Origin of the sequence: Xylanibacter muris, from assembly GCF_013166605.1 — a bacterium.
Lineage (GTDB): Bacteria > Bacteroidota > Bacteroidia > Bacteroidales > Bacteroidaceae > Prevotella > Prevotella muris.
Genome location: NZ_JABKKF010000004.1, coordinates 160,127 through 182,997, shown reverse-complemented (window position 1 = coordinate 182,997; position 22,871 = coordinate 160,127). Strand labels below are relative to the sequence as shown.

The following is a 22,871-nucleotide window of genomic DNA, read 5'->3' as shown; positions in this document are numbered from 1 at the left end:
TTCCCCGTGATAATATTATTTGCTTTTTCCGCACTTTACATTAGTGCATTGTGTCGTCTTGCACCCGGTTTTATCGCACTCTGTCTTCTTGCATTCTTTATCCGTGGAACTGTTTTCAGGACAGTCGTTCGCTTTCTTGCAAGTGGTTTGTGCGCATTGTGCATTTCTGCATTGTATTGTTTTACATTGTGTCTTCTTGCAGTCTGTATCCTTGCATTGGGCTTTGAGGCATTCGTCTTCTTTGCCGGATATCATTTTACATGAAGAATAACATGCTTTTATTGTATCATTTGCCGTAGTGTCTGTACAAAGGGAATCTATATCTCTGTATGCAGCTGTTATTCTTTGTTCTTTCGTTGAATTTATAGCCAGCTCCTGCCCTCCGCACATTTTCTTCCATATATATGTGAAGTATTTCACGGTAAGCTGTTCCACAGTGGCTTTGCCTTTGAATATAATGTCGCCAAGCATTTCGTTGCATGGCTTGTCAATCCTGTATGACTTTCTGCTTGCACTGTCAAGCAACACGATATATCCGTGAACCGGTATTTCCAACCGGTCTTTTTTATTTATCACCTGCTTTCTCTCTACAGGGGTTTTAGTGCGTTTGTTTTTATTAATTATATATACATCCTTGCTTACTTCACATACATGGTAGTTCTGTGCCAGTATGTTGTTGCAGAATAAAACGCAAAAAGAAAAAATTACAGTCAGTGTTAATCTTTGCATAATGATTTTTATAATTTTAAATAGGGTGATTTGTTGAATATACTGTCGGGCCTTGCTTTCACCAGCCCACTGATTATAGCTTTATAGATGCCGCGTGCTTCGGCTACGAGTATCACCGGTGTCAATATAAGTGCCATAGGGATATATAAGCTGAGACGCTCGTATGCTATATATGTCATCAAAGCAAGTATTGCAAGCCATGTGAACGTGATGAAACGAAGAAACAGATTTGAATTGGCAAGGAACACACAAAACGGTTTTTCCGAGGCTTTGATGAACCTGATCCAGTGAAACTGTAACAATACCGTTATATAGCATATTAATATTGAAAGCACCATGAGGAGGTCTTTGGGGATTGTCTCTATATCCTTAAGGTCTATTATTGTTTGTACGGAATATGCCTGCACTTTCAGTCCCGCCATTTTTCCGAGAGGTGTGAAATGCATGTCTGCTTCTTCATTGATGGTGCCGATTAGCACTGCCCTGCCTTTTATCAGATCGCGGTTTGCAAGTACGGAGTCGTAGCTTACAACCGGGAAGTCGATAAATCTGTAGTTTATAAACCGGTCATCGGTTTTGTTTGTCGGAATGCTTCTACCGCTGTATGCTTCTGCAATCAAGGATGTGAAGGAGCGTTGCGGCTCTCCGCGTAAACTGCGTTCTATGCTGAACTTACGCAGGCATGTCGAAGACATGTCGCCTATGGCGTTAACGTATCCTTCCTTTATGCGGTCGGTGGCAAAGTATGACCTGGTCTGATTTTGGAAAGAGTTTGTCTTCACATTGTAATCTGTAAGTTTTTTTGCGAAGATGGCATTTGAGCTCTCTGCAACATCCATCAGCACCATGTCACCGTGCATGTCATAGTTTTGGTCCTCGAATATTATGTCTACGCCTATAACGGAAGGTTCACACTTTCTCACATCTTCTATCACACCGGCTATTTCCGCACGGTTTGTCAGCTCTGTTATGTCTATTAGAGTGATCTCTTTGCTTATTTCCGGAGAACCTTCTTCCTGCCAGTCTATTTCATAATACATGTCAGACAGGGAGAATCCCTGTATTGCACGTGCGACCGGACTTAAGAATTTGATGTTGAATGAAAGCCAGCCGAGTACAACCAGTAATATCATTGTGATAATAGTAACAATAATATGATCTATAAATGAGGTTGTCTTTATTCTTATCATAATATAATACTATTTTAAACTTCATGTTTGGATAAAACACTTTGCCTCAGCAAAACCAAAATAAATTTTGCTTCTGCGTCCGGCTTGCAGTTTATTTGTAATGTTACGGGAAGACCTTCACAGGTCTTTATTGAAAATAAAATCCGGAACAAGATGTTCGTTGTATGAATCAGCTCATTATCTTGTTCCGGGTTGTTTGTTTTTATTTTTTACTGTTCTGTGGCAATACCGATTGTTACACGGTTGTTGTCATTTTCCTTAAATGGTTGTTCTGTGTCGCCTTTGTATTCGCTTGTGAGGCGTTTCGGGTCAATGCCGTATTCCTTTACGAGCATTTTACCTACACTTACAACGCGTTTCTGTGATATGGCACGGTTGATTTCCGGTGTTCCGGTTCCTTTGTCGGCATAAGCCGTGAGGTTTACTTTTGCTGTCGGGTGCTGTTTCAACCACTCGGCAAGCTTTTTAACCTTGCCTTTTTCATTGGCACTTACTTCAGAGCTGTTGATTTCGAAGAAAATATCGATGCGTGTGCTTTCTTTTGCTTTTGGAGCCTCTTCCTTTACAACAGGTTTTGGCTCTTCCTTCGCTTTCTTCTCTCCTTCTACAACAGGAGCGGTCGCTACGGCAGAGGATGCGTTGCGTGCGTTGTCATAGTCGAGGTTTGCCAATGCGCTCCCTGTTCCGCTTTGTCTTTTCTTATGGAAACCGAACTTGTAGGTAACGCCTAAAAGAGCTGTAGCCTGCCAGTCGTCAGAGTTGTTTCGTTTAACGTTGAAACGGTCGTCTGTGTTGTTTGCCGCCACTTCAAGGTTGATACCTACATGCTTTGAAACATTCATTTCAAACTGCAGGCCTACGCGCAGGTTGTGTACGATTCTTTCGTCTGTCCATGTCGTAGGTTCGGTGAGCTGCATGCTGTTTGCCAGGTTGTTGTATCCTTTGTCGTCCCAGGCATAGTTGAATCCGAATCCTCCTACGAGCATTACGTTCAGAGCATGAACTCTCTTAGGAGAGAATATGTTTGAAAGATTAAACAGGAAGTCGATATCTGTTGAAATGTATTTGAAATCGAAAGTAAGGTCTTCTCCTCCTACTTTATATCCGGCCTTATTCTTGTAGCCCTGTACATTGATACGCGCACCGATTTCAGGTGTGAAGAATCTACCTACGGACACAGCGCCTATAGGTGTTACAAGATTGGAGAAGGAATTGTTGGTGAATGTAACCTGACCACCGCCTTGAAGCCCGATAAATGTGTATGGGTATGGCTCATAGTCTTTCCCGTTTTCCTGGGCGGAAACCTTTAGTGTGCATATAACAGCTAAAAGCAAAAGTAACAAATTCTTTTTCATTTCTTTTTAATCTAAATAAGTTAAACCTCTGCAAAGATACTTAAAATAATTATAATAACAAATGTTTATGGCAAAAAATAAGGACGGGGGATGAAAAAAAGCTTTTGCATGTGTATCTTGTTGATAACCAAATCTATGAAAAATACCTGAATACAGCTTCTGTATATATAATGGAAATGATTGTTTCCATAATTCATTTAAAGGCGGATATTATAGGATGAAGTATATCTTTGAGAAAAAATAAAACATCCTTTTACACGAAAAGGATGTTTTTATTATATTCTTTTTTACCGTATTATTTGAGCTGGCTTGCATCAAGTTTTGCCACAGAGCCTGTGGTCGGGTTAAGTGTCAGTTTTGTGGTAAAGCGTTTGTTGAACAACTCGGAGCTGAGCAGTTCGGTATTTCCGAATTGTCCTGCATGCAGTTCATAGCTGTTTGTCGCTTTTGCACCATTATATATTGTCGCCTTTATTTTCCCCGGTATGTTAACGTAGATGCCGCTGATTTTATCTTTCTTTTTGGCTTTTGGATCGGCTTCTTGTGCATGGACGGTTTTCAGATCTTCGATGGTTAGATAATAAGGTGTCCCGGATAGGTCGTCAGGGTCCACAATTCCCAGCTTTTCAGATAAACGGAAAAGGATGCCTTTGCTGAAATTCTTGTCGGGGCATACCACGAATACATGTTCTGTCGTGTCCTTGGTGATTGTTCCGCAAAAGAGACTTGTCAGCATGTTGTCCTGATGGTTGAGGTTTGCAAGCATTATTCTGAGCTGTTCTCCGTCTTTAGGCATGAAGTCGGCTTCTCCGCGGTTCAGCATGTTTTTGCTTTCGCGTATTTCGTATATCTCCTGTGCGGTAAGTTCAGCCATCTTTGCGGTATTTCCTGCAGAGATTATTTCTTCATTGAGGTATTTCCGCGGGTTTTCACTTGCCGGTTTCGGTGCGGCTGTGAAGTTCTTTGGTTCGGGAATCACTATTGGATCCGAGTTTATTGCAAGTAAGGTGCCGTCATCGGCAAGTGTTACGTTTGTTGCTGAGCTTTTCGGATCAAATCTTACTGCAAAGCATTTTGATGTGTCAGCCACTCCGAATGTGCTGAATCCGATGTTTGTTATCTTGTATTTGAATTGCTTTTCTTCGCTTACATCGTAGACCCTGAGGTAGCGCTCCGCATACTTTGCGAAGTCTCCGGGCGTGTAGGTCGTTTTCTCCACCTGCACAGCGATACGCAATGCTGTTTTAGGCAGATAGTATATGGCTCCTTCCGGAGTGACTCCGGGTTCATATTTGCTTATCTCTGACTGTGCTGCGGCCGTTCCGCTTGTTAAAAGCAGGCATGCCAATAATAGATTTTTCATATTGCTGTGTCGGATATATATTATGAGTTTATTATTCGCTTAGATAATTGAATGCGGCCGGAATGTGTTCTATGATATCTCCGGCCATGAGGCTTTCCATGCCCAGTTTCTTTGCCGCGAGGTCTCCTGCGAGCCCGTGCAGATACATTCCGAGTATACATGCTTCGGCCTGTTTGTATCCTCTTGCGAGCAGTGCGGTTATTATTCCTGTAAGTACGTCACCGCTTCCTGCAGTTGCCATGCCTGCATTTCCTGTCGGGTTGAATATCACATGTCCGTCAGGCAGGCATAGTGCGGAATAATGTCCTTTCAGTAATATGTATGCCTGAAGATGTTTGGCTGTAGATACTGCTTTTGAAAGTCTTTCGTAGCTGTCGGCCGAGTTTCCGTTCATCCTGTCAAACTCTTTTGGATGAGGGGTCATGATTATACCCTTGGGCAGCTGTTGGATCCATGCTCGCCGGTTGCCGAGGATATTCAGTGCGTCTGCATCTGCGACAATGGGACAGTTGGCGCGTCTCAGTTGTGCAATGAGTGCTATGCTCGTCGGTTCGCTTTGGCCTAATCCCGGCCCTATTCCCAATGCGTCGAAATCTTCCGTGTCGACAGGCTCTGTGAATGCGGTTTCCTCCTTGTCTAATTGTACTACAGCTTCCGGCACGGAAATCTGCATCATCACATTGTTGTATCTCGGTGTGTGTACCGTCACTTTGCCTGCACCGGCCCTGAAGCAGGCTTTCGTTGCAAGTATAGCTGCTCCTCCCATACCGTAGTTTCCCGCTATAAGCAGTGCGTGCCCCATGTTGCCTTTATGGGCGAACGGATTCCGCTTTTTTATCAGGGGCCTTATCATGTTTTCTTCCAATATCGTATACTGTGCCTCCGTGGCATCCATGGCTTCTTGGCTGATGCGTATGTCAAGCACTTTCAGACGTCCTATGAACGGTTGGTTTTCCGGAAACATGAAAGCCAGTTTCTTGTTCTGCAGTGTGAGTGTGAGGTCTGCCCGTATGATATTTGCCCTTACATTATATGTGTTGTCTTCGGGAATAAGTCCTGACGGCATGTCGATGCTTACCACCTTTGCCGGAGATGCGTTGATGTATTTCACTAACGACGCGAATCCTCCTGCGAGCGGTTTGTTAAGACCGGCTCCGAAAAGTCCGTCGACTACCAATGTTCCGGCTTCAAGTTTCGGAGGGTCGAACTCAAGAGTCACTTCCGTAAAATCCCTTACTTTCTTGGATTCGATCAGACGTGCCTTGTTTGTGGCGCAGTCTTCCGAGAGGTGGCTGCTTATGTTGAAAAGATAAACGGTGGTTTTATATCCTGCCTCTGCCAGCATTCTTGACACGGCAAGTGCGTCACCGCCGTTGTTTCCCGGTCCGGCGAATACCACGACAGGTGTCTCGTTGCTCCATTCTTCGGTTATGGCGCGTGTTATGGCGCGTGATGCTCTTTCCATCAAGTCGATGGACTTGACTGGTTCATTGTCGATAGTATATTTGTCAAGCTCGCGAATCTGAGCGCTTGTGAAAATCTTCATACATGCAAAAATACAAAATTAATGCTTACATATATAAAACTTTGGCGGATTTTTAGTAATTTTGTAGCAAAAATACAAAAATAAGTCTAAATGAGTATAATCAAAGTAAAGGATAAGCGGTTTGAAACCTCAATTCCTGAGGCGGAGATCAAACAGCGTGTGAAGGAAGTGGCCGGGATGATAAACAAGGATATGGCCGGCAAGAATCCATTGCTTCTTGCGGTGCTTAACGGTTCTTTCATATTTGCCGCCGACCTTATGAGAGAGATTACAATACCGTGTGAGATTTCCTTTGTCAAGCTTGCTTCTTATCAGGGAACCCAGTCTACGGGAGTCATTAAGGAGGTTATAGGAATAAATGAAGACCTTTCCGGCCGTTCCGTTATAATTGTTGAGGATATTGTGGAAAGCGGCCTGACTATGAAACGCATGATAGAGACTATCGGAACACGTAATCCGGCGGATGTGAGGATATGCACGTTGCTTCTTAAGCCGGAGAAACTGAAAGTTGACCTTGATATTGATTATGTGGCGTTCAGAATCCCCAATGATTTTATTTTAGGATATGGTCTTGACTATGACCAGCAGGGCCGTCAGTTGAAAGATATATATACTTTGAAAGAAGACTGACAGTGCTGTGAGATGTCTTAAATTACTTGTGACTTATGACACCGGATGGTGCTGTAAGCGGGTAATTGATAATATATTTCGGATGGAATTGTTTCAGGATTAAATAACAAATATTAAAGAAATGAAGAATATCGTTATTTTCGGTGCTCCCGGTTCAGGAAAGGGTACACAGAGTGATTTGATAATCGGAAAATACGGACTTGGGCACATCTCTACCGGTGATGTGCTTCGCAGCGAAATCAGGAAAGGAACGGAGTTGGGAAATATTGCAAAGGGATTTATTGACAACGGCCAGTTGATTCCTGACGAATTGATGGTGGATATTCTTGCCGCTGTCTACGACAGTTTCGGTAAAGACCATAAAGGTGTTATCTTCGACGGTTTTCCCCGCACAATACTTCAGGCCGAGGCTCTTAAGGCCATGCTTGACAAGCGCGGACATAAGATTGCGGCGATGATAGAGCTTGATGTTCCTGAAGACGAATTGATGACGCGTCTTATAAATCGCGGTAAGGAGAGCGGTCGCTCTGACGATAATGCCGAAACAATAAGGAAGCGTCTTGACGTATATCGCAACCAGACATCCCCACTTATTGACTGGTATGATAAGGAAGGCGTGCACAACCATATCGACGGATATGGAGGACTCGACAGGATATTTGCCGATATATGTCGTGTGATAGACAATATTGCCGGATAAACACACATAACATTTAATATAATTGTATGGCCGAATCCAACTTTGTAGACTATGTGAAGATTTATTGCCGCTCAGGTAAGGGCGGGCGCGGCTCTATGCATCTGCGCCATGTGAAGTATAACCCTAACGGAGGTCCTGACGGCGGTGACGGCGGCAAGGGCGGCAGCGTTTACCTTCGTGGCAATCACAATTACTGGACTTTGCTCCATTTGAAATATGAGCGTCACGTGTTTGCAGGGCATGGCGGCAACGGTGGCCGTGACAAGTGTCATGGCACCGATGGCAAAGACGTGTATATTGATGTGCCTTGCGGTACTGTTGTTTATAATGCCGAGACAGGAAAATATGTATGTGACGTGTCTTATGACGGCCAGACGGTATTACTGTTGAAGGGAGGCCGTGGCGGACTTGGTAATTTCCAATTCCGTTCGGCCACCAATCAGGCGCCGCGCTATGCCCAGCCCGGTGAGCCCATGCAGGAGATGACTGTCATTCTTGAACTTAAGCTGTTGGCCGATGTCGGTCTCGTGGGCTTTCCGAATGCCGGAAAGTCAACATTGCTTTCTGCTCTTTCGAGTGCGCGCCCGAAGATAGCCAATTATCCGTTTACCACCCTTGAGCCGTCATTAGGCATTGTCGGATACCGTGACCGTCAGTCGTTCGTTATGGCCGATATTCCAGGAATCATAGAGGGGGCAAGCGAGGGCAGGGGGCTTGGTTTGCGTTTCCTGCGTCATATAGAACGCAATTCTCTGCTGCTTTTCATGGTGCCGGGAGATACGGATGACATAAAACGCGAGTATGAGATTCTTCTTAACGAGCTTAGGAACTTTAATCCCGAACTGCTTGACAAGCACAGGGTGCTGGCCGTTACAAAGTCTGATCTTCTTGACGAGGAACTTATAGAGATGCTCCGTGAGACGTTGCCTGACGATATACCGGTGGTGTTTATTTCGTCTGTCGCCAATATGGGGCTTGATGAGCTTAAAGACGTGTTGTGGAGTGAGTTGAACAGCGAGAGCAACAAACTTCAGAACATAACCTCGGAGGATACGCTTGTTCACCGCGACAAGGACATGAGCCGTTTTGCCGTAGAGATGGAAGAAGAGGGAGAGGATGACGATATCGAATACATAGAGGTTGAAGATATAGACGAGCTTGACGACTTTGAATATGAGGAGACAGAGGATGAATAGTCCCCTGCTCACATATTATGACTTGGCTCCGGATGCGACGGCTTTCAGTTCCACCCGTCATGGCGGTCGGAGCTGCGGCTCTTACGGAGAGTTCAATATCAACAGGTATTGCGGTGACGATGCCTCGGCGGTGGCATATAACAGGACAGCCCTCTGTTCGTTGCTCGGCATAGATGACAGCCGGCTTGTGATGCCGCATCAGACACACGGTACGGTGATACGGCGGATAACAGACGGCTTCTTCGCTCTACCGCCTGCCGGACGCCGGTCTTTTCTTGAAGGGGTCGATGCCCTGATGACAGATGTGCCGGAGATATGTATAGGTGTTTCCACGGCCGACTGTATACCTATTATTATATATGACAGTCGCAACAGGGCATCCTGTGTCGTTCATGCTGGTTGGCGGGGGACGGTGAGGAAGATAGCTGTAAGTGCTGTCCGTGCCATGACGGAGTCTTACGGTTCGTGCCCGGATGAACTTAAATGCTGCATAGGACCGGGCATCTCGAAAGATAACTTTGAGGTCGGTGATGAGGTTTATGAGGAGTTTGCCGGTGCAGGCTTTGACATGAGCCGGATAAGCGACAGACATGACAAGTGGCACATAGATTTATGGAAGTGCAATTCGCTGCAGCTTGAAAGCGCCGGTGTCGTCTCGGCTAACATACACGTATCAGGAATATGCACGTATTCCAACTGTGATGATTATTTCTCCGCACGCAGGCTCGGTATTGCCTCAGGCAGGATATTCACAGGAATAATATTAAGAAATGCTTTAATTAAAAATCCATGTTTATAAGAAGTAAACTCATACAGATTGTTTTTGCGGGAGCGGCATTGTTCGTTTCCGTGGTATCAGATGCAAAGGATGATTTCACTCTCAATGAACAGCAACAGATAAATATCGAGACACCGGGGCTGTTTTCGTATTCGGATGCGTTTACCGTTGACTTTGCCGGTTTGCGTGACGGTGACTACTGCTTTCCCCTTCCTGTCGGAAAGGCCAAGCTTGTTAAGGACAACTTTGTGGAGATAAGCACGTCGAAAGGCGATGCCGTGAAGGCGATGTTCGGTGGAGTGGTGCGTATGTCACGCCATCATCCCACATACGGCAATGTGATTGTCTTGCGCCATGACAATGGTCTTGAGACTGTTTATGCGCGTAACGCGCAGAATATGGTGGCGGTAGGCAATCGTGTGAAGGCAGGCCAGACCATTGCCATTGTAGGAAACACCGATGGAACGGGTATGTGTCTGTTTGCCATAATGGTGAACGGCGGACGTATCAATCCCGGGACGCTTCTGGGCTTGCGCAGCCACCGTCTGTTCAAGCAGACCATACTTTGCCGCAAGTCTGACGGCCATGTGGACATGAGTGTGGTATCCGGCGGGAAGAATATCGATGTCGCAGATGATTCTTTCTATAAAAGAGACCCTTTTGGCGGAAAAGGAAAATTTGTCATTAACCTTTCTGACCTTAGTCCTGATGAGTGGTGCTACCCGTTGCAGGGAGCCAAGGTGATAAGCAACTACGGGAGTCGTGGCAGAAGAAGCCATACAGGTGTGGATATAAAGACAAAAGCAAACGACAAGATTCTTGCGGCTTTTGACGGAGTCGTGACGATGTCGCAGAGATATGCGGCATACGGCAATCTTGTCAGGATAAGGCATGCCAACGGTCTGGAGACATATTACAGCCATAACTCAAAGAATCTTGTAAAGACAGGAGAACGGGTCAGGGCAGGTCAGGTGATCGCGCTTACCGGTCAGACGGGACGTGCCACTACGCCTCATCTTCATTTCGAATGCCGTGTTAACGGTTCGCATTTTGACCCGGGGAAGATTTTCGACCATGCCAACCACTCTTTGCGTATGGATATGGTTACGTTTGTCAAGCGCGGTGCTTCTGTTTCCGTGAGAACGGACAGGAATTATCTGGCTAAGGGAAAATAAAACACCGCGGGTGATGCCTTACGGGCGTTTCCGGTGATATTAATTCATGAAAGTCTTTTGGGGCGGCAATCAAATCGGCGTCCCAAAAGACTTTCTCTTTAGAAGGAAATGTTCTTTCCCCTGTAGAACTCGATGAGGCTCTTTTGATACATATATTCGTATTTTGCCTGTATCATGTCGCTTTGTGCTTTGAGCCAGTTGTTTTTGGCTTCGTTGAATTCTGTTATTCCGGCCTTGCCGTTCTCATATTTTGCTTTTGTAAGTGTGAAGGCGTCAAGACTGCTCTTTTCGGCAGTCATGCTGCTGTTGTATTTGCTTTCTGCTGCAATGGTGTTGTAGTATGCCTGTTGTATTTCCTTATATAGATTCTTTTGTGTGTTGGTCAGTAGCAGAATCTGGTTCTCGCGTTCGATTTTCGCTGCCCTGATACTGTTGCGTGTTGCAAACCTGTTGAATATCGGGATGTTGAGGCTCAGGCCTATATATTGGCTGAAGTTGTTTTTAATCTGCTTCCCGAAGGCATCGGTCTCATGTCCCGATGTGGTGTAGTAGTTCGTGCCCGTTCCCCCGTTGAGCGACAGTTGCGGATACAGGGCGGCCCGTGCTATCCTTATTCTGTTGTCGGAAGCCTTCAGTCTGAGTGTCTCTGCCCGTATTTCCGGTTTTATCGCTGTCGCCTCGGCATATATCATGTCGGGTGATGGCAATGTGTTTTTGCGTATGTCTGCCGTTCCGGGAGTGTTGTCTGTGTCTGGAGGTTCCACCGCAAATCCTTCGGGCGACGGCAGTTCGAGAAGTTGCGACAGTGTCAGTACGGCCATTTTCAGGTTGTTTTCCGCCTGTGTGGCCGTGAGCGTGCTCTGTGCCATGGCCGCCTTTTGTTGTGACAGTTGCGATTCGCTTGCCTTTCCGTTTTCAAACATGATCCTGATTCTTTCGGCTTGCATGGAGTCTATCTCTGTCTGGCGGTGGGCTGTTGCGGTTATCTCTGTTGCGTAGAGAATCTGTACGTATGCTTCTGTCACCTGCACACTGATGTCGTTCTTTGCCTTTTCAAGGTCGGCTGTCGCTGCCTCAAGGTTCAGTCTGTCGAGCTGTATGGAGTTGTGTATCCTCATACCTGTGAAGAGCGGAAGACTTGCCCCGATGTTGAATGACGTACTGCTTGTGTTGGTGTTCGTATATGTGTTTTGTGATGTCAGTCCGCGTCCGAAAGAGATGTTCTGTCCTATGGATGCGTCAACCCCCGGCAGTCTGCTGTTGCGGTCTGTTGACAGTTGTATTTCCTGCATCCGTCGGCTGTTGTCTTTCTGTTTTATGGTGATGTTGTTCTCTATGGCGTGTGTTATGCACTCTTTCAGAGTCCACCTTTTTTGCGTTGTCGTCTGTGCCGCGGCGTATATGGCGGCCAATGCGGTTATTGATATGAATATTTTCCTCATTGTCGTAAGGTTGTCTGCTTGTTGCCGTTTTTATTCGTCTGTGCCTACAATTTGCGGCCCTCTCACCTTGTCTTTGGCAGTGATGCCGCTCTTTATCTCTATGTTCACACCGTCGCTCAGACCGGTTTTTACCTGTCGTCGTTCGTAGGTTTTGTTTTTGCCGTCTGTCTTTACGGTATATACGAATGTGGTGTCTCCGCTGAACTCGACGGCGCTCTCGGGTATGCTGAGCACCTTTGTTGCACGGCTTAGTACGATTCCCGCCGTTGCGCTGTATCCCGAACGTACCCTGCTGTCCTTTACATGGTGTACGGCTGCCTTGATCTCAAACTGTTTGGCACCGTTGTTCTCTATGGCTTTCGGAGATATGTATTCGAGTATGGCGTCGAAGTTGGTGTTCTGAAGAGCTCCGATGGTAATTCTCATTGGCATTCCCTCGGCAACCTGTCCCACTTCCGTTTCATCGATGTTTCCCCGGAAAATGAGGTCGGTCATGTTGGCTACGGTGGCTATTGTTGTTCCATCGTTGAACGTGTTGCTGAGAATCACGGAGTTTCCTACTTTTACAGGCACGTCGAGAATCACTCCTGATATTGTAGACCTTATCAGCGTGGAGCTTGCCTTGGCGTTGCTTTTTGACACCCCGTCGCGCACCACCTGCAGTGCATCGTCTGCGGCGGCCTTCTCCTCGCGTGCCTGTTGCAGCGTCTGTCTTATCTTGTCATATTCCTCCGCGCTGACGAGCTTCTGTTTGTATAGTTCCTCTTCTCGTTCAAAGTCTGTCTGTGCCTGTGTCAGGTTTATTCCTGCCACTCTCACTCTGCTTTCAGCCGAACTGAGTTGTCCCATGTCCGGTATCACCTTTATCTTCGCTATCACGTCTCCCGTGTTCACCACGTCTCCTGCCTGTTTGTAAATCTCGCTTATGATGCCGCTTATCTGCGGTTTCACGTTCACTTCGTCTCTCGGCTCGATGTTTCCGGTAATGATGGTTGTCCGCGAGATGTCTGTCACTTTTGGCGTAAATTCGTTATAGGTTACAGGCACCGGTTGTGATTTTTGATAAAGGAACACGAACGTTCCGATGAAAATGACGGCTATTATGGCCGCAATGATAAGTTTGGAATACTTTTTCATATCTGTTGTTTTTCTTTGATTTTTCAGATTCTTCTATGTTTTTTCTTTATTCGTCGCGCATGGCGTCCACGGGCTTGATGCTCATCGCCCTCCATGCGGGTGCCATGCCGGCAAGTCCTCCGAGTATGCATAGCAGTGTGGCGGCTATGGCTGCGGTCCGGAAATCCACCTGGAAGTGTGCAGCCACGATGCCTTCGGTGGTCGTGCCCATCTCCAGCATCTGAAGGATGGCCACGGCAAAGAGTATTCCGCTCATTCCTGCCACGGCAGTGAGAATGACACTCTCCGATATTATCTGTGAGAGAATCATCCTTGGTGTCGCTCCTATGGCTCTGCGTATGCCGATCTCGGTGGTGCGCTCGCGGACAGTCACCATCATGATGTTGCTCACTCCGATGGCACCGGCGAGCAGTGTGCCTGTGCTGACAAGCCATATAAGGAAGTTCACCCCTGTGAAGAGGTTGTCGAGGATTGAGAAAAGCACTTCTGTGTTGAATACCATCACGCCTTGTTCGTCATCGGGGTCTACGTAGTGCGCCCGTGCCACGGTTCTGCGTATGTCGGCTGCAAGTGTGCTCATTTTCACCCCTCCGCGGCCGGTGACGGCAATCATGTCTATATCGTTTCCACGGTTGTAGGCCTGTTGTACCACGGTGAGCGGAAGCATCACCGATGTGTCGGCGTTTCCTCCGATGTTTATTCCTCCGTCACGGTAGTCGACGCCCACGATGGTATAGTATACTCCGTCTATCCTTACGGTTTTTCCGCATGGGTTTCCTCCCCCGGGGAAAAGTTCCTTATAGATCCTTTTTCCTATTACGCATACCTTTCGTGTCAGTGTCATGTCGAGCCTGTTGAGATAGCGTCCGTATCTGAGCAGGGGGTCGTTGATGAATCTCATGTCGGGTGTGGTGCCCCTTACCGAGCATGACGTGCTGCGGTCGCCGTGTACTGCTGATGTCGACGTGCAGAAAAGCACGGGAGTGATTTTGTCGAGTTGCGGAACGTTGTGTCTGAGCCGGTCCACGTCCTTGTAGTCCATTGTCCACATACGTCCTTTTCTGAATCCCTTATATGCCTTTGTTGTTGGCTGTGCCCATATCATGGCCGAGTTTGTGGCGAATCCGTCGAAGTTCTTTTGCAGAAGCTCTTTCAGTCCACGTCCTCCTCCGATGAGCGCGATGAGCATGAATACTCCCCAAAACACACCGAACCCGGTGAGGAAACTTCTGCTTTTGTTGCGGGTTATCGTGTCGAGTATTTCCTTGTATTTGTCTAAATCCATGTGAGCGGTTGTTTTTTTACGGTTATTGTCCGATATATCGTGTTATTCGGCTGTCAGCGCTTTTATCGGTCGTATTCTTGCTGCCTTGCGGGCCGGTATGAGGCCGGCCAGGGTGCCTGCGGCAATCATCACGAGAGTGGCCTCGAGGCACACGTCTATTCCTACCGTAGGATTTACGAACATTGTTGCCTGGAAAAGTCCCGTGTCCACTTTCGTCTGTCCGATGGTGGCGTTCATGTATTCGTTTGCGGCGATTCCGCACAGCATGCCTGCGTATCCGAATATAGTGGTGATGATGATGCTTTCGGTGATGATGAGCCTCAGTATCGACCATGGCTTTGCTCCGATGGCCTTTCGTATGCCGAACTCGCGGGTGCGTTCCTTTACGGTTATCAGCATGATGTTGCTCACGCCCACGATACCGCTCAGGAGGGTGAACAGCCCTACGATCCACAGTGCCGTACGTATTATACCTATTCCTGTGTTCATCTGCATGTTGCTTGTATATCTGTTCCAGAGCCACACGGCGTTTTCGTCGTCCGGGGCTGCCTGATGGTTGGCGTTTATGCGTGCGCGGTATCGTTGTTCGAATTCCTCGTTCTGTTTCTTGGTGGTCAGTCCGTGAAACGAATACTCGATATTGCCGGCCATGTCGCCCTTTCCGTAAAGAATCTTCAGGGCCGTGTATGACGTAAACACTTCATCGTTCTGCTGGCTGGCGTCGTCTTTGTATATGCCGACCACCATGAATGCCGTGTTTCCTGCCTTGACATGCTTGCCTATGAGCGACTTGATGTCTTTGCTCAGTTCCTTGGCCTTGCCTTCGCTTATCACGGCCACTTTTCTTCTGTCGCGTATGTCTATATGGTTTATGAACCGTCCGCAGATGATCTCGCGCTTGTTTATCTTGCAGTGGTTGGGATATACGCCTTTGAGTGTTGACGTGAAGTATTCCTTTCCGTAGCTCACGGTTATGCCTCCTTGGTTTATCTCCGCGCCCACCTCACCGATATTCTCCTTGAACTCTTCTTCCGTTGCCTTGGTGTCGCGGTCTTTCAGATCTATCGGCCTTCCTTCTTTCAGACCGTTATACGGTTTGGATGTCCATCCTCCGTATACCTTCATCGAGTTTACAAGGAATCTGTCGGCACTTTGTATCTGGGCGTTTATCAGTCCGTTGCCCGCTCCGAGCAGGAAGATGAGCATGAAGATTCCCCATGCCACGGCAAATCCGGTAAGTGCGGTACGCAGCTTGTTGCGTCTGGCGGTGCTCCATATCTCTGTAATTATGTCACGCATGGTTTTGTATCGTTTTTTGTCGGCTATTTCATTATTCCGTCTATCCCGAACGGTGAGGCATGGTGGTCGGTATTTTCCTCTATTCTGCCGATGAGCCCGTCCTTTATGTGTATAATCTTGTTCGTCTCGTTGGCCACTCCGCTCTCATGGGTCACCACCACGATAGTCATTCCATGCTCGCGGTTGAGGTCTTTCAGCAGCTGCATCACCTCGATGCTTGTTTTCGAGTCGAGTGCTCCTGTAGGCTCGTCGGCAAGGATTATCTGTGGCCGTGTTATCAGTGCACGGGCTATTGCCACACGCTGTTTCTGTCCGCCCGACATCTCGTTGGGGTAGTGGGCGGCCCATTGCGACAGGCCGAGCCTGTCGAGATATTCCATTGCCATGGCATGGCGTTTGCGACGGCTCACCCCCTGATAGAACAGCGGCAGCTCCACGTTCTCTACGGCAGTCTTGAAGGGGATGAGGTTGAACGACTGGAAGATGAATCCGATCATCCTGTTGCGGTATTCCGCTGCGCGGCTCTCGCTGAGGTCTTTTATAAGTACTCCGTTGAGGAGATACTCTCCCGAGTCGTAGTTGTCGAGTATTCCCAATATGTTGAGAAGGGTGGACTTGCCGGAGCCGGAAGACCCCATCACGGCTACGAATTCGCCTGCCTCTATATCGAGATTGATGCCTTTCAGCACATGCAGAGGCTGTGCCCCGTGGTAGGTCTTGTTGATGTCTTTAAGGTGAATCATCATTTTGTATGATTGTATATGTCGGTTGTTTCTTTAGTGTCGGGTTGTCCTTGCCGTGAGTTTTTGTTCCACGACTCCATCACGTCGTCAGGTGTTATTCCGAGCAGGCGCATCTGTCTGAACAGCTCCGCCAGCGTCTTCTGGATAAATTCCTTCCTGCGTGTCTCTATTATATGTTCCTTAGCTCCTGCGGCTACAAAATAGCCCAGTCCGCGCCTGTTGTATATTATGCCGTCTCTTGCCAGTGACTCGTATGCCTTTACTGCGGTATTGGTGTTCACTTCGAGCATCACGGCATATTCCCTCACCGATGGTATGCGGTCGTCGTTTCCGTATGCTCCGGTGATAATTTCATCGCATAGTCTGTCTGCCATTTGCAGATAGATGGTCTTGTCGTTGTTGAATGTCATATATGTCGTGTTATGATATTTTGTCCGGTTGTTGAATCCGATTATATATTTATCCATTTGTTGTTTATCACCTGCATGCGGGTGAACAGCTTGTAGGAAGCCCAGTAGAACAGCGCTGTCATGACAGTCATCCCTGTGAGATAGATGCCGAGGACATGTTCCGGTAATTCTTTTCCGAAAGAAAACGGGAGCTCCATTATCTTTTCGAAGAGGTCACCGGCAAAGATGGTTATCATGAATGAGACAGTGAATATGGCGCATGTCGTCAGAAGCCACGCGTGCTTTCTGAAGAGTACCCCTCCGAGTGTATATACCGAGTGTATGTGTATATAGCCGATGATGATTGTCAGTAATATCAGCAGCGGACTTCTAATCAACAGAATTGGGCTGTCTTCCGGTGGGGTGTAGCTGAACAGTTCCGTCAGGAATTCCCATATTGTTCTGATTGCTTCCCATACAATTGAATGGAACCCGAAGACTCCTGTCACCGCGGTGCGGAACGTCATCTGCAGTATGTCGGCCATGATGAAGCCCGTCGTAAAGCACAGGAAATATCCTATGGTGACGGTGAGAAACCTTATCAGGAATTTTTCAAGGTTGGATGCCGGCAGCATCATGAATGTAATCCTCTGCTGCTTTGTCTTCATGTTGGCGAATATTGCGGCTGCGGAGATAGTAATGAACACGTAGAATGCCAGTAATGTGAAACCGCATAGTAATTGGTTCGTATGTTTTATGCCGGCAACGGCAGGGTACAGGTTCCTTTGTTCCCACACGGTGAAACAGTATGAGATTGTAAGGGCAAAGCATATTCCGAGTGTCTGCTTGACAAAGGCTTTCCATGTGTCGGCAAGGTGGCATGCGGCCAGCCTTCCGAAGCGTTTCATATCAAATGTGTTGTTCATGTTGACTGATGTTTGAATGGTTGTGTATTTAGGTTGTTTTCTGTTTATCTGATAATTCCTTTGACCACGGCGTTGAACAGCAGTTCGAGGTTTATCTGCGTCTCTGGGCTTCCGGCTTCGCGCCCGGCTATCACGGCATTGCCCTGTAAGGTCGGCTCTGCATATATCACGCTGTTGTCCATTTCCGACGGGGAGCGGAATTCGAACCTGTAGTTCTTGCATATTTCCGATGTGGAGGCGTTGAGCATCATGTTGCTCTCGCTTAGAATGAGAATATGGTCGAGCAGCGACTCCACATCATGTACCTGATGCGTGGAGATTATCAGTATTCTGTCGTCGCTCATATTGTTGGCCATCACGCGTCGGAATTGGCTTTTCGATGGGATGTCGAGTCCGTTGGTCGGCTCGTCCATCAGCAGCAGGCTTGTGCCTGCTGCTAAGGCAAAGCTCATGAACACCTTCTTCTTCTGTCCCATCGAAAGCTCATTCAAATTTATGGAGAGAGATAATTCAAAGTCTTTCAGGCAGTTTGCAAGCACTTCATTGTTGAAGCGAGGATAAAATTTGCTGTTTGTTTTCACGTATGTGTCGAGAGAGACCGGAGGGAGGTCAAACTCCTCCGGCACCATGAATATTTCGCTCATCACGTCGGGGCGCCGTATGCGTGCGTCCACTCCGTTGATCTTTATCTCACCGCGGTTGGCTCTGAGCATTCCGCTCAGCAGATAAAGCAGTGTTGACTTGCCGGTGCCGTTCTTTCCCAACAGTCCGTAGATGTTGTTTTTATTGAGCGTGAGGCTGAAATCCCGGAAGATGTTCCGTCTTGTGCCGGGATAGCTGAAAGTGATGTTGTTTACTTCTATCATATTTTGTATTTTTATATATTTCTTTATGTTGTATCTCATCCGTTTTTCTTCGTCATGGCAACGCTCAAATGTGTTTGATATCGTCTATGCGGCTTACCTGAAACATTTGTCTGTTGTCTTCATCCTCCATGTAGGGACGTGCCTTTGGCACGTGCCAAACGGAAAACATCCCTCCAATGAACAATCTCGTTTTTAGCATACAATTGCATTGTACACATCGCAAAGCGATGTCCCTACTTGTGTCAGTTTCCTGCATATCCGCCTGATGCTTCCATGTTCCACCCCTTTTCCTCCCCTTCGGGGAGGTCAGAAGGGGCTCTTCACTTTTGTGTATATAGTGTAATAGTGTGGGGGTACACTGTAAAGGTATATACATTTGCCTTCTTATGCAAATAATTGCGTATGTTTTTTCATGTATGAATATATTTTTAACATTTCCACCTTATATTATAATAATACACGTTCCTTTTAGGCCAAATGAGCAAAATCAAACTCGTTTTAATATTTTTATAATGAGAAAATATATGCTTTTCCCTATTACCTTTATTAAAGGTTGGTGCATGACAATATCTGTATGAGGTTTTTCTTGAGTAAATATATTACACGTGTAATATGAACGGGAAATGTTAAAAGTGTATGTGGCCTACATACACTCTGTATTTAGGCCACATACACTCTGTATTCAGGCTACATACACTCTGTATTTAGGCTGAATACACTTTACGGTTGATTTGTTTGTTTTTGGCCTCTTGGCTGAATGGTTTACATTTTCAATATGTCGCCATTATCCTCCATATATCCTTGGTCATGAGAATGCAGGTTTCATTCTATTTTTCTTCGCAATGGGAATATTCAAATGAGTTTGATATTGCCATTTGCTTGTCTAAAATGTTAATATTATAGTCTTCCATGTATGGCCGTGCCTCCGGCACGTGTCAAACGGCAATCTCCCTCCAACGAATAATCTCGGTTGTGGCATACATTACATTGTACACATCGCAAAGCGATGTCCCTACCTGTGGCAGTTTTCTGCATATTCATCTGATGCATCCACATTCCATCCCTTTTCCTCCCCTTCGGGGAGGTCAGGAGGGACTTCTCTCTCTCTTTGGTCTCGGAATAGCCCATAAAAAAAGAGTCCCAATCGGGACTCTTTTTTATTTCAGTCTTGCTGTAGGAATTGTTCTTCTTTCCTTTATGCGGGCCTTCTTTCCGGTAAGGGCTCTGAGGTAATACAGCTTAGCGCGGCGAACCTTACCATACTTGTTGACTACAATGCTGTCGATGTTGGGTGACTCAATCGGGAAGATACGCTCCACACCGATGGTGCCGGACATCTTGCGTACGGTGAAACGTTTCTTGTCGCCATGACCGCAGATTTTGATAACCACACCGCGGTAGAGCTGAATACGCTCCTTTGTACCCTCGATAATTTTGTAAGCGACTGTCACAGTATCACCTGAGTTGAATTTCGGGAACTGTTTGCCGGTTGCAAATGCTTCTTCAGCAATTTTAATTAAATCCATTGTTGTTTTTATAATTAAATTTGTTTATCGTTCCGGCGCAACATAACAGGCAACACGAAACTTCCTGTCAGCGATTACGCAGAAAAGCGGTGCAAAGGTACTATAAATTTGGAATATCCGCAATATTTTTGATGTCTATTTTATGCGGTATGCCGTTTTTTCGTTACTTTTGCATATCAAAGCACGTTTCCGATAGGTCGGACGGGCAAATTGACGCCTCAGGTGTGTGCCGGACCCTGCCCCATGTAGGGACATCGCTTTGCGATGTGTACAATGTAATGAACAGCCACAACCGAGATTATTCATTGGAGGGATGTTTTCCGTTTGACACGTGCCAAAGGCACGTCCCTACATTTAGGAAGGTTGGTAAAATGAATATTTGCGGTAAGGCGGATGGGCGATGTCAAACTCGTTTGAATATTGCGTGGAGATAAAAGACAGGAATGATTCAATAGAATATACGATGAAGATGAAAAACAGGAATAGTAACGGAATGACGTTAAAGGTTGTGGCTGCGCTTCTTTTTGCTGTATGTGCGGCAGAGACATCGAATGCGCAAGGCCGCATAACGAATGTGGTACGCACACGAATACTTGTCGATTCCGTTTATGATACTATGCGTGACACGGAGGCTGACAGCTTCATTGCTCCATACCGGCAGAAGGTGGACAGCATGATGAGTCCCGTTGTAGGACATATTGCCGTGAATGCAAAAGGATACCGTCCGGAAAGCCCGTTGTCGAATCTTTTGGCGGATATTCTTGTATGGGCATCGGCAAGGTATGGCGAGAAACCGCTGGTCGGTGTATATAACATGGGTGGAATAAGGGCGTCCCTTGTTAAGGGACCGGTAACTTTCGGTGATGTGCTCGATGTTGCCCCATTTGAGAATAAGATCAGCTTTCTGACTCTCAGCGGTGATAATCTTATGGAGCTGTTCCGCGAGATGGCCTCGGTAGGCGGCGAGGGAGTGAGCCATGGTGTGGAACTGTGTATAAGCAAAGACAAAAAGCTCCTTTCCGCGAGGCTTCACGGTAAGGAGATAAAACCGCATAAGAAATACAGGATCGTTACAATAGACTATCTTGCCCAGGGTAACGACCGCATGACGGCTTTCAAGAAGAAAACAGGCTATGTGGCTCCTCCGGGTGAGGAAAACAACACGCGATATATCATATCGGACTATTTCCGGCAGGCGGAGAAAGAGGGCAGGGCTGTGAACTGTAGGGTGGAGGGCCGTATTATTGTCAAATGACCTGTGTCGGGCATGGCGGCTCACCGGATTTGTTTTGTATTTATTATATGGATTTAAATATATGAAAAAGATAATTGTTTCGATAGCAGTCCTCGTAGTCCCTTTGCTGGCAGTGGCTCAGCATTGTGCTGGTTGTGGACAATGTGGGGGGAATGATCGTGATGCTGTAAGGATAACGGTTCTCCATACCAATGATACTCACAGTACGGTGATGCCGCTTGGCGTCAATCTCGACGATACGCTTAAGGCCGGGCGCGGAGGATTCTTGCGCCGCATAGCCATGGTAAGGCAGGAGAGAATGAAAGACGAGGGACTGTTGCTGTTCGACAGCGGTGATTTCTCACAGGGCTCGCCTTATTATACTGTGTTTGGCGGTGAGGTGGAGATCGGACTTATGAACAGGATGGGATATGATGCGGCAACGATAGGCAACCATGAGTTTGACTACGGACTGGAGAATATGGCGAAGATATTCCGTATGGCAAAGTTCCCCATAGTATGTGCCAACTATGATTTTACGGGGACAGAGGTCGAGGGACTTGTAAAGCCATACGTTGTCATTGAGCGTAAGGGGCTTAAGATAGGTGTCTTCGGTCTCGGCCCTCAACTTGACGGTCTCGTGTCGGCTTCGTGTTATGGAGGTACAAAGTATCATGATCCGATAGAGACGGCCCGTAAGACGGCATCGTTGCTTAAGGACAGTATGAAATGTGATGTGGTGGTTTGCCTGTCGCATCTCGGATGGAAGGAATCGCGCGGGATAGATGATGTGAGGCTCATTGAGTCCACAAAGGGCATCGACCTTGTGCTCGGAGGCCATTCCCATACATATATGAAAGGTTTGGAACGGGTGAGGAATGCAGATGGAGTGGATGTGCCTGTAGATCAGAACGGCAAGCACGGCATATATGTGGGCAAATTGGTCATGGATGTTGAAAAGAGAAAGTAGCGGATATAGAGAGGAGCCCCTCCTGACCTCTCCGACGGAGGGAGAAAATCGAACACCCTCATTCGAGTTGATTCGCGGTATGGATTATGAGGTCTTTTAACATCTGTTTTTTCTCAATCCTAAATAATCTTAATCGCTGTACCTTATATATAATTAAGGTGTAGGGCAAGCGCGACAATGCTCTCCAGATGCTGCTGTGTACGTTTACAATGTGTTTTGAAAAAACGGTCCGCTTATTTATTTTTGGTATTTAAATTGCATAAAAGCGTAACTTTTTGGTGTTATTTATGCTTATTTGGTAAAAACAGTATGTTTTTTTTTGCCTGATAAGATATTTTAATTAATTTTGCAATCAAATGTAATATGTAAATATTAAAAAGTTACAAGAGAGT

General features: G+C 46.7%; 21 protein-coding genes. 7 read left to right on the top strand and 14 right to left on the bottom strand.

Annotated elements, in window-relative coordinates; genetic code table 11:
• Nucleotides 1-15 precede the first annotated feature (15 nt).
• The 5 genes from HPS56_RS06105 to HPS56_RS06085 form a co-directional block, all read right to left on the bottom strand.
• Complete coding sequence (locus HPS56_RS06105; RefSeq protein WP_172275272.1) at nt 16-729, bottom strand: hypothetical protein; 714 nt, start codon at nt 727-729, stop codon at nt 16-18.
• Between the two features lie 8 nt (nt 730-737).
• Nucleotides 738-1,919: a CHASE2 domain-containing protein gene (locus tag HPS56_RS06100; protein ID WP_172275271.1), complete on the bottom strand. Its 1,182-nt coding sequence runs from the start codon at nt 1,917-1,919 to the stop codon at nt 738-740.
• Between the two features lie 209 nt (nt 1,920-2,128).
• Complete coding sequence (locus tag HPS56_RS06095) at nt 2,129-3,274, bottom strand: OmpA family protein (RefSeq protein ID WP_172275270.1); 1,146 nt, start codon at nt 3,272-3,274, stop codon at nt 2,129-2,131.
• 295 nt (nt 3,275-3,569) lie between these two features.
• Nucleotides 3,570-4,637: a DUF4831 family protein gene (locus tag HPS56_RS06090; protein ID WP_172275269.1), complete on the bottom strand. Its 1,068-nt coding sequence runs from the start codon at nt 4,635-4,637 to the stop codon at nt 3,570-3,572.
• 31 nt (nt 4,638-4,668) lie between these two features.
• On the bottom strand, nt 4,669-6,183 hold the full coding sequence (locus tag HPS56_RS06085; RefSeq protein WP_172275268.1) for an NAD(P)H-hydrate dehydratase: 1,515 nt from the start codon (nt 6,181-6,183) through the stop codon (nt 4,669-4,671).
• A gap of 90 nt (nt 6,184-6,273) precedes the next feature.
• Here HPS56_RS06085 and hpt point away from each other — a divergent pair, with 90 nt between their 5' ends.
• From hpt to HPS56_RS06060, 5 genes are all read left to right on the top strand, one after another.
• Nucleotides 6,274-6,813 (top strand): hypoxanthine phosphoribosyltransferase, encoded by a 540-nt coding sequence (hpt, locus tag HPS56_RS06080; RefSeq protein WP_172275267.1) that lies wholly within the window; start codon nt 6,274-6,276, stop codon nt 6,811-6,813.
• 121 nt (nt 6,814-6,934) lie between these two features.
• Nucleotides 6,935-7,513 (top strand): adenylate kinase, encoded by a 579-nt coding sequence (locus tag HPS56_RS06075; RefSeq protein ID WP_172275266.1) that lies wholly within the window; start codon nt 6,935-6,937, stop codon nt 7,511-7,513.
• A 26-nt stretch (nt 7,514-7,539) separates the two neighbouring features.
• Nucleotides 7,540-8,709 carry a GTPase ObgE gene (gene obgE / locus HPS56_RS06070; RefSeq protein ID WP_172275265.1) on the top strand — a complete coding sequence of 390 codons (1,170 nt, stop codon included), beginning with the start codon at nt 7,540-7,542 and terminating at the stop codon, nt 8,707-8,709.
• Nucleotides 8,702-9,508: a peptidoglycan editing factor PgeF gene (pgeF, locus tag HPS56_RS06065; protein ID WP_172275264.1), complete on the top strand. Its 807-nt coding sequence runs from the start codon at nt 8,702-8,704 to the stop codon at nt 9,506-9,508. The genes obgE and pgeF overlap by 8 nt, the downstream gene beginning before the upstream one ends.
• Nucleotides 9,499-10,662, top strand: coding sequence for a M23 family metallopeptidase (locus HPS56_RS06060; RefSeq protein WP_172275263.1), 1,164 nt, complete (start codon nt 9,499-9,501; stop codon nt 10,660-10,662). Before pgeF ends, HPS56_RS06060 begins: the two co-directional genes overlap by 10 nt.
• Nucleotides 10,663-10,760: 98 nt before the next feature.
• On the opposite strand, the gene HPS56_RS06055 is transcribed toward HPS56_RS06060, so the two are convergent.
• From HPS56_RS06055 to rplS, 9 genes are all read right to left on the bottom strand, one after another.
• Nucleotides 10,761-12,104: a TolC family protein gene (locus tag HPS56_RS06055; RefSeq protein WP_172275262.1), complete on the bottom strand. Its 1,344-nt coding sequence runs from the start codon at nt 12,102-12,104 to the stop codon at nt 10,761-10,763.
• 30 nt (nt 12,105-12,134) lie between these two features.
• Nucleotides 12,135-13,241, bottom strand: a complete 1,107-nt coding sequence (locus HPS56_RS06050) for an efflux RND transporter periplasmic adaptor subunit (RefSeq protein ID WP_172275261.1) — start codon at nt 13,239-13,241, stop codon at nt 12,135-12,137.
• Nucleotides 13,242-13,287: 46 nt separating this feature from the next.
• Entirely contained in the window at nt 13,288-14,526 is a 1,239-nt protein-coding gene (locus HPS56_RS06045; RefSeq protein ID WP_172275260.1) for an ABC transporter permease, read from the bottom strand.
• Between the two features lie 42 nt (nt 14,527-14,568).
• Nucleotides 14,569-15,825, bottom strand: a complete 1,257-nt coding sequence (locus HPS56_RS06040) for an ABC transporter permease (protein WP_172275259.1) — start codon at nt 15,823-15,825, stop codon at nt 14,569-14,571.
• Between the two features lie 23 nt (nt 15,826-15,848).
• Nucleotides 15,849-16,568, bottom strand: coding sequence for an ABC transporter ATP-binding protein (locus tag HPS56_RS06035; protein WP_172275340.1), 720 nt, complete (start codon nt 16,566-16,568; stop codon nt 15,849-15,851).
• Nucleotides 16,568-16,978 carry a GntR family transcriptional regulator gene (locus HPS56_RS06030; RefSeq protein ID WP_172275339.1) on the bottom strand — a complete coding sequence of 137 codons (411 nt, stop codon included), beginning with the start codon at nt 16,976-16,978 and terminating at the stop codon, nt 16,568-16,570. The genes HPS56_RS06035 and HPS56_RS06030 overlap by 1 nt, the downstream gene beginning before the upstream one ends.
• Before the next feature lie 41 nt (nt 16,979-17,019).
• Entirely contained in the window at nt 17,020-17,865 is an 846-nt protein-coding gene (locus HPS56_RS06025; protein ID WP_172275258.1) for a hypothetical protein, read from the bottom strand.
• Nucleotides 17,866-17,927: 62 nt separating this feature from the next.
• Nucleotides 17,928-18,749 (bottom strand): ABC transporter ATP-binding protein, encoded by an 822-nt coding sequence (locus HPS56_RS06020; RefSeq protein WP_172275257.1) that lies wholly within the window; start codon nt 18,747-18,749, stop codon nt 17,928-17,930.
• A gap of 1,157 nt (nt 18,750-19,906) precedes the next feature.
• The gene (gene rplS, locus HPS56_RS06015; RefSeq protein ID WP_172275256.1) at nt 19,907-20,275 is read right to left on the bottom strand and encodes a 50S ribosomal protein L19; all 369 of its coding nucleotides are present in this window, start codon (nt 20,273-20,275) and stop codon (nt 19,907-19,909) included.
• A 400-nt stretch (nt 20,276-20,675) separates the two neighbouring features.
• Here rplS and HPS56_RS06010 point away from each other — a divergent pair, with 400 nt between their 5' ends.
• On the top strand, nt 20,676-21,530 hold the full coding sequence (locus tag HPS56_RS06010) for a 5'-nucleotidase C-terminal domain-containing protein (protein WP_253952399.1): 855 nt from the start codon (nt 20,676-20,678) through the stop codon (nt 21,528-21,530).
• Between the two features lie 61 nt (nt 21,531-21,591).
• Nucleotides 21,592-22,479: a bifunctional metallophosphatase/5'-nucleotidase gene (locus HPS56_RS06005; RefSeq protein ID WP_172275255.1), complete on the top strand. Its 888-nt coding sequence runs from the start codon at nt 21,592-21,594 to the stop codon at nt 22,477-22,479.
• Nucleotides 22,480-22,871 lie beyond the last annotated feature (392 nt).

Bases quoted from the DNA above. Each gene is read 5' to 3' on its own strand.
- HPS56_RS06105 (WP_172275272.1), bottom strand. From the start codon at position 729: ATGCAAAGATTAACACTGACTGTAATTTTTTCTTTTTGCGTTTTATTC.
- HPS56_RS06100 (WP_172275271.1), bottom strand. From the start codon at position 1,919: ATGATAAGAATAAAGACAACCTCATTTATAGATCATATTATTGTTACT.
- HPS56_RS06095 (WP_172275270.1), bottom strand. From the start codon at position 3,274: ATGAAAAAGAATTTGTTACTTTTGCTTTTAGCTGTTATATGCACACTA.
- HPS56_RS06090 (WP_172275269.1), bottom strand. From the start codon at position 4,637: ATGAAAAATCTATTATTGGCATGCCTGCTTTTAACAAGCGGAACGGCC.
- HPS56_RS06085 (WP_172275268.1), bottom strand. From the start codon at position 6,183: ATGAAGATTTTCACAAGCGCTCAGATTCGCGAGCTTGACAAATATACT.
- hpt (WP_172275267.1), top strand. From the start codon at position 6,274: ATGAGTATAATCAAAGTAAAGGATAAGCGGTTTGAAACCTCAATTCCT.
- HPS56_RS06075 (WP_172275266.1), top strand. From the start codon at position 6,935: ATGAAGAATATCGTTATTTTCGGTGCTCCCGGTTCAGGAAAGGGTACA.
- obgE (WP_172275265.1), top strand. From the start codon at position 7,540: ATGGCCGAATCCAACTTTGTAGACTATGTGAAGATTTATTGCCGCTCA.
- pgeF (WP_172275264.1), top strand. From the start codon at position 8,702: ATGAATAGTCCCCTGCTCACATATTATGACTTGGCTCCGGATGCGACG.
- HPS56_RS06060 (WP_172275263.1), top strand. From the start codon at position 9,499: ATGTTTATAAGAAGTAAACTCATACAGATTGTTTTTGCGGGAGCGGCA.
- HPS56_RS06055 (WP_172275262.1), bottom strand. From the start codon at position 12,104: ATGAGGAAAATATTCATATCAATAACCGCATTGGCCGCCATATACGCC.
- HPS56_RS06050 (WP_172275261.1), bottom strand. From the start codon at position 13,241: ATGAAAAAGTATTCCAAACTTATCATTGCGGCCATAATAGCCGTCATT.
- HPS56_RS06045 (WP_172275260.1), bottom strand. From the start codon at position 14,526: ATGGATTTAGACAAATACAAGGAAATACTCGACACGATAACCCGCAAC.
- HPS56_RS06040 (WP_172275259.1), bottom strand. From the start codon at position 15,825: ATGCGTGACATAATTACAGAGATATGGAGCACCGCCAGACGCAACAAG.
- HPS56_RS06035 (WP_172275340.1), bottom strand. From the start codon at position 16,568: ATGATTCACCTTAAAGACATCAACAAGACCTACCACGGGGCACAGCCT.
- HPS56_RS06030 (WP_172275339.1), bottom strand. From the start codon at position 16,978: ATGACATTCAACAACGACAAGACCATCTATCTGCAAATGGCAGACAGA.
- HPS56_RS06025 (WP_172275258.1), bottom strand. From the start codon at position 17,865: ATGAAACGCTTCGGAAGGCTGGCCGCATGCCACCTTGCCGACACATGG.
- HPS56_RS06020 (WP_172275257.1), bottom strand. From the start codon at position 18,749: ATGATAGAAGTAAACAACATCACTTTCAGCTATCCCGGCACAAGACGG.
- rplS (WP_172275256.1), bottom strand. From the start codon at position 20,275: ATGGATTTAATTAAAATTGCTGAAGAAGCATTTGCAACCGGCAAACAG.
- HPS56_RS06010 (WP_253952399.1), top strand. From the start codon at position 20,676: ATGTCAAACTCGTTTGAATATTGCGTGGAGATAAAAGACAGGAATGAT.
- HPS56_RS06005 (WP_172275255.1), top strand. From the start codon at position 21,592: ATGAAAAAGATAATTGTTTCGATAGCAGTCCTCGTAGTCCCTTTGCTG.